Origin of the sequence: Streptomyces durhamensis (assembly GCF_000725475.1) — a bacterium.
Lineage (GTDB): Bacteria > Actinomycetota > Actinomycetes > Streptomycetales > Streptomycetaceae > Streptomyces > Streptomyces filipinensis.
Genome location: NZ_KL647053.1, coordinates 1 through 303, shown reverse-complemented (window position 1 = coordinate 303; position 303 = coordinate 1). Strand labels below are relative to the sequence as shown.

1 protein-coding gene is annotated in these 303 nt (G+C 60.1%); it reads right to left on the bottom strand.

The window, feature by feature from the left end; all coding sequences use genetic code 11:
• Window positions 1-286 (bottom strand): hypothetical protein (locus IO33_RS45665; RefSeq protein WP_245236104.1); only part of this gene is annotated, 286 nt, incomplete at its 3' end.
• Window positions 287-303: the final 17 nt, after the last annotated feature.

Here is a 303-nt window from a genome sequence, read left to right as displayed (position 1 = left end):
TGCCGATTTGGTCGTTCTGCCATGGCAACTGGGCCTGCTCAAGTTTCTCGCCCGTTGGGCGGGTCACCCCGATGACGCGGGTGACGCCGGGAGTCTGTGCTATGCGCGACGCCATCTGATCGAGATCTGCGAGTCCTTGGCCGGTACGCATGTCTGTGTTCGACTCCACCAGAAGGAATTCGGAGATGATGGTGTCTTTGGGAAAGTGCCGGTTCAGCAGTGCGTATCCCTCGTTGCTTCCGGTGTCCGACGGCTGACCTTCCCGATCGTCGTAGGTGATCGTCATGGTGGTCGCGATGAGGC